Origin of the sequence: Shewanella sp. SG41-4, from assembly GCF_014164505.1 — a bacterium.
In the GTDB taxonomy this organism is placed as follows: Bacteria; Pseudomonadota; Gammaproteobacteria; order Enterobacterales; family Shewanellaceae; genus Shewanella.
This window is the reverse complement of sequence record NZ_JACJFI010000155.1, coordinates 1-10,058: the sequence shown is the minus strand read 5'-3', so window position 1 is coordinate 10,058 and position 10,058 is coordinate 1. Positions and strand designations below refer to the sequence as shown.

The following is a 10,058-nucleotide window of genomic DNA, read 5'->3' as shown; positions in this document are numbered from 1 at the left end:
GCAGATGTGCTGTTGGCTAATAAAGCACAGTATTACACTGAAACAGATCATCTACAGTTACAGCAATTCCTCAATAAATTACATTTACAACAGACGCCACTTATAAGCATCAATAATCACTTTACTGATGTAGACCAAATCCAACAGTTATTAATGCGCTTAAATGTCCCTACTAAGTATAAAGCGATACAAACGCGCCAACGGCTATTGGGGCGGGAAACGCTTATGGATAACTGGCTGTCTAACGAACTACCCTTGAGTGATATTGATAATCCAGAGTTTTCATCTACTGGGTTTATTCACAAAACTAACCAAGGTGAGGGTTGTTACAGTAGTGGTTGGATATTTTCAGCAGCACATTGTTTTCAATTTGAGCAATTTATGGCGTGGGTAGACACGGTTAAACTGGATAAGGTTTTGAGGTTAAAAGCTATTGTTATTACCCGCGATGGGGTGTTGAGTGCCAACATGGTGGATGATAAATTGATGCTTAATGAACTTGATGATGCGCTAGATACTCGGGTTGAAATTATTAGTGATATACCGCTTGAACATGAAAGATTACAGCAACAGTTACTGGCGTGTTTATTGACTTAGTCTGAGTTGGACAACTCATGTTGAATAGGACCACTCATGTTGAATCGGGCAATTTGCTGAGTAGGATCATTCGTTGAATTGAATAACTCATGTGAGTACGCTAATTAACCTTGAATTCGAAAATTCAGTGTTAAAAATAGAAACAAAAATTAAGGGCATTGATATGATATCAATGCCCTTATTGTTTACGCTATTTACTGTGATTGTCCGTTAGTTTAACGAGTACATTCTTCTAGTAAATAAGCTAAATGGCGATAAGAAATACCACTGTGTTGAGTTAAGCCTACTTCACACATTCTGTTAGCGTAGTAACCTTCTTTTGTTTCTGCTGGGATGAGTTTCTTAATGTTACGCAGTGCGCTGGCATTAATTTCAGGTTTATAAAGCCCTTTCTCACCCGCATAACCACAACAACTAATGCCTGCAGGCAACACCACATGATTAGCACAAGCATCAGCAATAGCTTGCTGCTTAGGTTCTAATTTCATCTTACGGGCACTACAGCCTTGATGTAAGGTAACGTTAGATTTCTTGGTAATAGCCATATTAGGTAATAATTCGTCGTGCATAAACTCGACTAAATCAGTAATTTTAACTTTAGGATTACCCGTTAGCGTGCGATAAGTACAAGATAGTGCATCAACCACCACGGGTACTTTGCCATTTTCAGATAATTTACTTAGAGCTTCAATTAGCTCATCACGCTTAGCGTCAGCATTTTTAAAATCACCTTTTGACTCCCACATCTGTCCACAACATAAATGACGGGTATTCTCTGGAATGATTACATTATAGCCAGCACGTTCAAGTAAAGTGATAACCACTTCAGGCAGTGTACGGTTGTCAGGATCTTTTGGTGTTGGGCCAAAGGTTCTGCCACCACAAGCTGGGAAGTATAAAACCGTTTGCTGACCCGGTTTGTGGGCTGATGGCTTAGCCACTTTGCCACCTTTAGGGAAGTCTGGATTCCAATAAGGCACTTCTTTCGTAATTAAACGACCGGCTTTCATCAACGAGTTGGTAATGCCATCGCCAGTCACTTTGTGCAAAATACCTAAGATGTCAAAACCGGTGCTGATCACTTGGTTTACTGCACCAAAATGCTTGGCTTGGAAGTCGAGTACTTTTTGTTCTGTAGTGGTGATATACGGCGTACGTAATTTACGTACTAACTGACCCATGCTGTTATCAACTGGGCAAGCAATAGTACATAACTGACACGCTGCACAGGTATCAATAACATCGTATTTGGAGCTAGCACGCATTTCTGCTGCCGCTTTTTTATCACCTGATTGTTCTAAGCGTTCAATTTCACGTAGTACTGCAATACGTTGGCGAGGTGAGAAATTTAGCGCCGAGGTAGGGCAGGTTTTTTCACAGAAACCACACTCAATACATTTGTCGACAAAGTCATCTACTACTGGACAAGGTTTGATGTTTTTAACATGTACTAGTGTGTCATCATTGAGAATAACCCCAGGATTTAACAATTTACTAGGGTCAAAAATCTGTTTGATTTGCTTCATTAACGTATAAGCGTCAGTGCCCCATTCCATTTCGACAAAGGGGGCTACAGCTCGACCAGTACCATGTTCTGCTTTCATAGAACCATCGTACTTATTGATCACCATTTCAGCGACATCTTGCATGAAGTCTTGGAAACGATTGATATCATCTTGAGAGGCAAACGTTGGCGTGATAATAAAGTGGAAGTTACCCGCTAAAGCATGGCCATAAATAACCCCTTCAGGGTAACCGTGTTTATGGAATAATGCGGTTAAGTCTGCTGCTGCACTGGCTAAATGCTGTAATTCAAATGCAACATCTTCAATAATAACCGATGTACCTTTAGGTCTAGCGCTGCCAATAATTGGGAACAAACCAGAACGCATAGCCCAATATTGGCCAAATACTGCTGGATCATTACTGAATTCTGTTGGGCGCTCTGTGTCAATGTGAGCTATTTTTGCAATCACATCTTGCGTATATTGCACTAATGTTTCTGGATCATTAGCACGACACTCAATTAATAAAATAGCTGAACCTTCTGGTAGATCGCTTAACCATTTAGGCATGCCTGTTTTACCGGTAACCGATTTAATCGATGCCCAATCAAGTAGTTCTGCTGCGGCTACGCTATCACCTTTAATCGGTGGTATAGCGCTGGCGGCATCTTCCATATTGAAGAACACCGCCATGGCAGAAGCTTTAAATTGCGCTTCTTCAACCGTGTGGTAAGTGACTTCATTTACAAACGCAAGTGTGCCTTCTGAGCCCACAATGAGATGATTAATGATGTCAAATGGATCGCTAAAATCAACCAGTGCATTAATGCTGTAGCCAGTGGTATTTTTAATTGAGAACTTTTTATGGATCCGAGCAGATAGTGTTGGGTTATTCTGTGTCAGTTGTGCCAAATCAGTTAACGCAGTTAGCAACAATGGATGCGACTTGCTAAATGCCGCTTTTGAATGCGGGCAACCTGTGTCAAGTTCAGTACCATCGGCAAGCATTAATTTAACTGACTTAATGGTTTGATAACTGTTCTGTGCGGTACCACAACACATTCCAGATGCATTATTTGCCACCATACCGGCAATTTGCGCAGAGGCTAATGTGGCTGGATCGGGGCCAATCTTTTTATTGAAGGGTTTTAATGCCATATTGGCATCTGAACCAATGACTGCAGCACCTAGAGTGATTGAATTTCTATCTTCGCTTATTTCAATGTTTCTAAAACCATCATGCCCCAGAATCAGTAAAATACCTTCACCAATTGCCTGGCCAGATAAACTGGTACCGGCAGCACGAAAGGTCACTGGCACATTATGTGCTCTGGCGATATTAAGGGTTATTTTAACTTGTTCTGGAGTATCTGCGTGTACCACAATTTCAGGTACGATACGAAAATAACTGGCATCAGTTGACCAAGCAAAACGACGCACTGGATCATTAGATACGGCATGACTGCCGAGCTGTGACGTTAACGTATCCATCACTACTTGATAATTAATAGTCATAACATGCTCTCTTTACACTCGAATGAACGGCAGGCATTTTGTGCCTGCGCTGTTGTATTGTTATCGTTAGAATAGAAGCAACTATATCGTGAATTAAAATCCACCCCAGATAACAGCAATAGTGCCTGCAACTAAGGCATAACCCAGTGCGATAGGCATTGTTTTACGAATAATTTCGGATTCACGACCAGCCATGCCTACCACAGTAGCCGCAGCAACGACGTTCATTACACACATCATATTACCGGCATTGGCACCAATACCTTGTAACGCTAAGGCCATTGCGTGATTCATGCCGATATTGTCTGCAACTGAGTACTGTAAGCCTGAGAACATCATGTTTGAGAATGTCGCAGAACCAGATAGGAAGGCACCAAAAATACCGACAATAGGTGAAACCCAAGCCCAAACTGAGCCCATGCTATTGGCCAGCAAGTCAGCTAATGCAACTGGCATTGAAGCGAGACCTGCGCCATTTTCACCAGAGTTTAGGAATATTTTCACCATAGGTACTGATGCACCTAGCGAAATGATGGTTGGTAACATTGAACGACAAGATACGGTGATTGATTGCTTCATTGCAGTTGGTTTCATTTTAAATAAGATAAAACCGAACAAACATACAACAACAAAGAAGATCCCCGGAGCATATAAGGTTGCGAAGCCTGCTTTAAGCTCTGTGCCTAATAAACCTGTCCAGCTAATGTTGAAGCCAAGTAACCAGCTTTTGAATGGAGTAACGACACGAGATAAGACTAATAGCGACGCCATAATGATGTATGGAGACCAAGCGGCAATTTGTGAAAATTTAACTGGTGTTTGGTTAAGCGCTAATTCTTCATCAGATTTATTGTCATTTTCGGTAAAGTCACACCAAGGTTTTGATGGCAGTAACCAGCCTTTTCTTGCGACAGGGATAACTAACGCCATGCCCACAAGTGCGCCAATAACCGATGGGAACTCAGGACCTGCAAAGTAGTTAATTAACCATGCTGGTATGGTAAAGGCAAAACCAGCAAATATTGCAAATTTCCAAACTTGTAAACCTTCTTTAATTGATTTGTTGCGACCAAAAAATCCTGTTAATACACAAACCATCACTAACGGAATTAATGTACCTGTTACCAAGTCAATGGTTATCATGTGTTTAGCAATATACTGTGCGTAACCAGCAAAGGTGCCACCATGTTCAGCAATTTGAGCTGCTGCCATGTTAACGCCGCCTTCTGTTAGGCCTTGTTCCATCCCAAATAAAACAGGTAAACCAATTGCCCCAAATGACACCGATGTTGAATCTGCAATCAATGCCACTACTGCCGCTGCAATAGGTGGTATACCAAGTAATACTAGTAACGGTGCGCCGATTGCTGCTGGAGTACCGAAACCTGCTGAGCCTTCAATAAACGAGCCAAACAACCAGCAAATAATAATGACCTGAACACGTGCATCGGCACTGATGTTGGTAAAGCCTGAACGGATAGTGTCCATGGCGCCAGAATATTTAAGGGTATTTAACAAAAATACCGCGCCAAAAATAATGGTCAGCGGTGTTAATGCAGCGAGAAGACCTTCGACTACAGATGCCGCAAGAAGTTGCGTATCCATTTGCCAAATAAACATTGCTACAAGGCCTGTAGCAACCATTGATATAGGCATTGCTTTAGACGCTGGTAAGCGCATAAGCACCAAGAATACCATTACGCTAATAATGGGGGTTAAGCTTGCTAGTATCTGTAATATTGTCATGCATACCTCGTATCACTATAAGTGGGTACTAAATTGTAATTATTTGTTAGCATTTGGCTAACTAGGGCGTAATAGACGTTATTTAAGTGTTAAAAGTGTTGATCGAGATCATCTAATACACGGGAAAGTGCATTAGCAGACAGAACTGTGAAGCGAGTCCAATGTAAGGTTTTTAGTGCGTGGTAGAGATCACGCTTTTCAGAGATGTAACAATTCATATAAAGTAAAACCAAGCGAGTTACCGATTGGCTTACAATATAATTAATTAGCATTTGGTAATGTGAAGGGGCTCACTAGAAAGGTGACTATGCTGTGACCGAGTTCAAACAGTTAGAAAAGTTTACTTCCCCAACCTAATTTGTTACGTAATACGTGAAAATAATTATGGCCTTTGGGATGGATGAGTCTTAGGCGTTCGTTTGAGCGGCGAATAAAAATTTCATCACCGGGTAATACGGCTAAATGAACATGGCCATCACAACTGACTTCGAGGTTTTCACCATTATCTGGTGATACCACTAATTTAATGGTACTACACGCATCGACTACAATAGGTCGGCAGGACAAGGTATGAGGAAACATGGGCACTAAAATGAGTGCTTGAAGATTAGGTGTTAATATTGAACCGCCAGCTGACAAAGAATAAGCTGTAGAACCTGTTGGTGTAGACACGATCATGCCATCAGCGCGTTGGCTATACATAAACTGTTCGTCTATATAAACCTCAAATTGGATCATATGAGCAATTTTGCCGGGGTGAAGTACTGCTTCATTGACGGCGGTATTACTGGCAGTAATTTTACCGTGACGGTGAACCTCAGCCTCCAGTAAAAAACGGTGTTCAGTTTCAAATTCACCACTAAGGACTTTGGACAAGGCTTCTTCGAAGTTATCAGGAGGTAAATCGGTTAAAAAGCCTAAGTTTCCTCGGTTTACACCAATTACGGCAACGTTGAAGCGAGCTAATACTCGGGCTGCACCTAGCATATTACCGTCACCACCAACCACAATGGCTAAATCACAATGCTCACCCATTTCAAGTAGGTCCATTGAGCAAACATCTGCCCCCAGCTCAGCGGAGACTCGTCCTTCGACGATAACTCTAAAGCCCTGCATGCTCAACCAATGATGCAATCGGGTTAACGTGAGGTTAGTCCCTTGATGATGTGGTTTACCGATGAGGCCGATTGTCTGGAACATTTTAGTCATATTCGAGTTTGTTATGCCTTTAGGCCTTGAAACATAAGAATTGATCCCCATAATATACTCAAACTTATTAAAAGTGTGAGATTTGCTGTTAATTTATCAGTAAATGGCCACTTTATTTATTGTCGTAGATTACGAAATAACGCATTTTTTAGCTGGAGTGAAAATGAGCAACGAATCGAACAACACATCGCAAGATCAAGTGGAAGAAGCAGTAACTCCTGAAGTTGTGGCTGATGAGGTAAGTTTGATGGATGAATTAACCCAAGCAAATTTTCGTATTGAAGAACTAGAGCAATTATTGGCTGAGTCTGAAACTGCCTTAGCTGAGCGTAAAGATGTTGAAATGCGCGCAGCAGCAGAAACACAGAACATTCGTACTCGCGCGGCAAAAGATGTCGAGCAAGCACGTAAGTTTGCCTTGGAAAAGTTTGCTAACGAACTATTACCAGTAATTGATAATATGGAACGCGCCTTACAGGGTACTAACCCTGAAGATGAAGCAACTAAAGCAATTTATGAAGGTGTCGACTTGACCATGAAAGGCTTTTTAACCTCGGTTGAGAAGTTTGGTGTGACTCAAGTTAATCCACAGGGCCAAGTATTTAACCCTGAACATCATCAAGCTATTGGCATGCAGCCGAGTGCTGAGTTTCCTGCTAACACAGTGATGATGGTAATGCAGAAAGGTTATTTATTGAATGACCGCTTACTGCGCCCTGCTATGGTGATGGTATCTCAAGGCGGTGGTAGTGTGGATGTTGAAGCTTAACGATTACGTTAATCTCAATATTAGCTTGTTGACACTATAGCTGTAGCCAATAGCATCATGGTCGATAGCACTACGGTCGATAGGACTGTGGTCACTAGATGCTAGCCACAAAAAAGGACTGAATTTTCAGTCCTTTTTTGATCATCCGCCAGTTATAACCGTGAAAGACTAAGCTATAAATGCTTGGATTTGCGCTAAAATACCTTTAGCGTCAAGTTGTAACTCTGCAGTAATTTCATCTGGTGCGCCGTGTTTAATAAATTCATCAGGCAAACCAATCTGTAATACAGGTTTCACGATCCGCATTTTGTGTAATGCTTCAATCACTCCTGAGCCTGCGCCACCCATAATAGCATTTTCTTCAACGGTAACGATGATGTCATGGCTATTGGCAAGTTGTTCAAGCAAGCTTAAATCTAGTGGCTTAACAAACCGCATGTCGGCGATGGTAGCATCCAGTTTTTCAGCAGCATCAGTAGCGGCCTCAAGTGTGGTACCAAAGTTTACAATGGCAATTTTTTGACCTTGACGAGTTAATACCCCTTTTCCAATAGGTATCGTCGTCATAGTCTCAATTTGGTCCGCCCCTGTAGCAAAACCTCGAGGGTAACGTACCGCAGTTGGCCCATCTTGATAGCAGTAACCGGTATAAAGCATTTGACGGCATTCGTTTTCATCTGATGGCGCCATAATAATCATATTCGGAATACAGCGCATAAAACTTAAATCAAACGCTCCTTGATGAGTTGGGCCATCTGCACCAACAATACCACCACGGTCAATGGCAAATAATACCGGTAAGCGTTGCAAAGCCACATCGTGGATAAGTTGATCGTATCCGCGCTGTAAAAAGGTCGAATAAATCGCGACCACAGGCTTTAGTCCTGCACAGGCAAACCCTGCTGCTAATGTGACCGCATGTTGTTCTGCAATGGCAGCATCAAAATATTGGCTTGGGAATCGTTGCGAAAACTCAACCATGCCAGAGCCTTCGCGCATAGCGGGCGTAATGGCGACTAATTTTTCGTCTGTGGCGGCCATGTCACATAACCATTTACCAAACACTTGTGAAAAGGTAGGTAAACCTGGTTTAGTTGTTGGTTTCTTAAATTGGCTTGGGTCAAACTTAGGCACCGCGTGCCAGCCGATAGGATCTTTTTCAGCAGGTTCGTAACCACGACCTTTTTTGGTCATGATATGCAGTATCTGTGGACCTTTAAGGTTGCGCATATTACGCATTGTTTCAACGAGCGAATCAACATCGTGGCCATCTATTGGGCCAATATAATTAAACCCTAGCTCTTCAAATAGCGTTGCAGGCACCACCATGCCTTTAAGGTGTTCTTCGGTACGTTTAGCCATTTCTTTAATGACTGGCATCCCTTTAAGAACTTTTTTACTGTTTTCTCGAATGGTGGTGTAAAAACGGCCTGACATCAATTGTGCTAAATGATTATTAAGCGCGCCAACATTTTCAGAAATCGACATTTCATTGTCATTCAGTACCACGAGCATGTCATTGTGCAAGTCGCCAGCATGATTAAGGGCTTCAAATACCATTCCCCCTGTCATGGCTCCATCACCAATCACAGCAACTACTTTACGACCCGCACCTTCTTTTCCTGCCGCAATCGCCATACCTAAGGCGGCACTAACAGAAGTACCAGAGTGACCTACACTAAAGGTATCGTATGGGCTTTCTTCACGCCATGGGAAAGGATGTAAGCCATTCTTTTGTCGAATGGTGTGCATCTGTTCACGACGATTGGTCAGAATTTTATGTGGATAAGCTTGATGCCCTACATCCCAAACTAACTGATCAAAAGGAGTATTGTAGACATAATGAAGTGCCACAGTTAATTCAACTGTGCCTAGGCCAGAAGCAAAATGTCCGCTAGAAATAGCAACAGACTGAAGTAAGAACTGTCTGAGTTCATCAGACACTTGAGGAAGTAAACCTTGAGGTAACTTCCTTAATTCTTCTGGTGTATTAGCTTTCGCTAGTACTGGAAATTTAGAAATATCGAAGCTCATAGCGAGATTGTCTGACTCTTTATTATAATCTTCGCTCAATAATGTAGTGGGCGAAGTCTGCAATTAACTGGCTATTGTATGGTAATTTAGTCAGCGCTGATAGTGCATCTTGTATTAGTTGTTCTGCACAGGCTTTGGCACCATCGAGACCCAATAGTTTCGGGAAAGTGCTTTTATTCGATTGCTGATCACTGCCTTGTGGTTTGCCTAGCTCTTCGGTGCTTGCGGTAATATCTAAAATATCATCTTGCACTTGAAAAGCTAACCCAAGCGTATGGGCGTATTTCATCATTAATTTATAGTGATCATCGGGTACGTTAGCAGCAATCAAGGCAAGCTCAACTGCACAACTGATTAACGCTCCGGTTTTTTTATTATGTAATTCGGTTAATCTGTCTAAATTTATATTGTGATCTGTTGCACTCAAATCAATTGCTTGTCCACCACACATACCTTGATACCCTGATGCTTGCGCGAGTACCCTGACCATCGCCAGTTGTTGCTGTGGATGTAAGTCATTACAAGGGGCTGTGATAATTTCAAAAGCCAATGTTTGTAATGCATCACCTGCTAAAATGGCGGTGGCTTCGTCAAATGCAATATGAACAGTCGGTTGGCCACGACGAAGTGCATCGTTATCCATTGCCGGTAAGTCATCGTGTATTGACGAATAAGCATGAATA

Annotated in this window: 7 protein-coding genes; 2 read left to right on the top strand and 5 right to left on the bottom strand. The window is 42.1% G+C overall.

Going from position 1 to position 10,058, the window contains the following annotated elements; genetic code table 11:
* A partial coding sequence (locus tag H5202_RS13960) for a GTP-binding protein (RefSeq protein ID WP_182772608.1) occupies window positions 1-597 on the top strand: 597 nt, incomplete at its 5' end.
* Window positions 598-812: 215 nt separating this feature from the next.
* Here H5202_RS13960 and H5202_RS13955 read toward each other — a convergent pair.
* The 3 genes from H5202_RS13955 to nadK all read right to left on the bottom strand — a co-directional run bounded on the left by H5202_RS13955 (window position 813) and on the right by nadK (window position 6,572).
* The gene (locus H5202_RS13955; protein ID WP_182772607.1) at window positions 813-3,617 is read right to left on the bottom strand and encodes an FAD-binding and (Fe-S)-binding domain-containing protein; all 2,805 of its coding nucleotides are present in this window, start codon (window positions 3,615-3,617) and stop codon (window positions 813-815) included.
* 93 nt (window positions 3,618-3,710) lie between these two features.
* Window positions 3,711-5,363 carry an L-lactate permease gene (locus H5202_RS13950; RefSeq protein WP_182772606.1) on the bottom strand — a complete coding sequence of 551 codons (1,653 nt, stop codon included), beginning with the start codon at window positions 5,361-5,363 and terminating at the stop codon, window positions 3,711-3,713.
* 330 nt (window positions 5,364-5,693) lie between these two features.
* Window positions 5,694-6,572, bottom strand: a complete 879-nt coding sequence (gene nadK, locus H5202_RS13945; RefSeq protein WP_101086483.1) for an NAD(+) kinase — start codon at window positions 6,570-6,572, stop codon at window positions 5,694-5,696.
* Window positions 6,573-6,735: 163 nt separating this feature from the next.
* On the opposite strand from nadK, the gene grpE reads away from it, so the two are divergent.
* On the top strand, window positions 6,736-7,341 hold the full coding sequence (grpE, locus tag H5202_RS13940; protein ID WP_182772605.1) for a nucleotide exchange factor GrpE: 606 nt from the start codon (window positions 6,736-6,738) through the stop codon (window positions 7,339-7,341).
* 168 nt (window positions 7,342-7,509) lie between these two features.
* Here grpE and dxs read toward each other — a convergent pair whose 3' ends face one another.
* Entirely contained in the window at window positions 7,510-9,375 is a 1,866-nt protein-coding gene (gene dxs / locus H5202_RS13935; RefSeq protein WP_182772609.1) for a 1-deoxy-D-xylulose-5-phosphate synthase, read from the bottom strand.
* Window positions 9,376-9,397: 22 nt separating this feature from the next.
* The coding region (locus H5202_RS13930) for a farnesyl diphosphate synthase (protein ID WP_182772604.1) at window positions 9,398-10,058 on the bottom strand (661 nt) is incomplete at its 5' end.

Coding starts and splice junctions, on each gene's coding strand:
- H5202_RS13955 (WP_182772607.1), bottom strand. CDS start 3,617: ATGACTATTAATTATCAAGTAGTGATGGATACGTTAACGTCACAGCTC.
- H5202_RS13950 (WP_182772606.1), bottom strand. CDS start 5,363: ATGACAATATTACAGATACTAGCAAGCTTAACCCCCATTATTAGCGTA.
- nadK (WP_101086483.1), bottom strand. CDS start 6,572: ATGACTAAAATGTTCCAGACAATCGGCCTCATCGGTAAACCACATCAT.
- grpE (WP_182772605.1), top strand. CDS start 6,736: ATGAGCAACGAATCGAACAACACATCGCAAGATCAAGTGGAAGAAGCA.
- dxs (WP_182772609.1), bottom strand. CDS start 9,375: ATGAGCTTCGATATTTCTAAATTTCCAGTACTAGCGAAAGCTAATACA.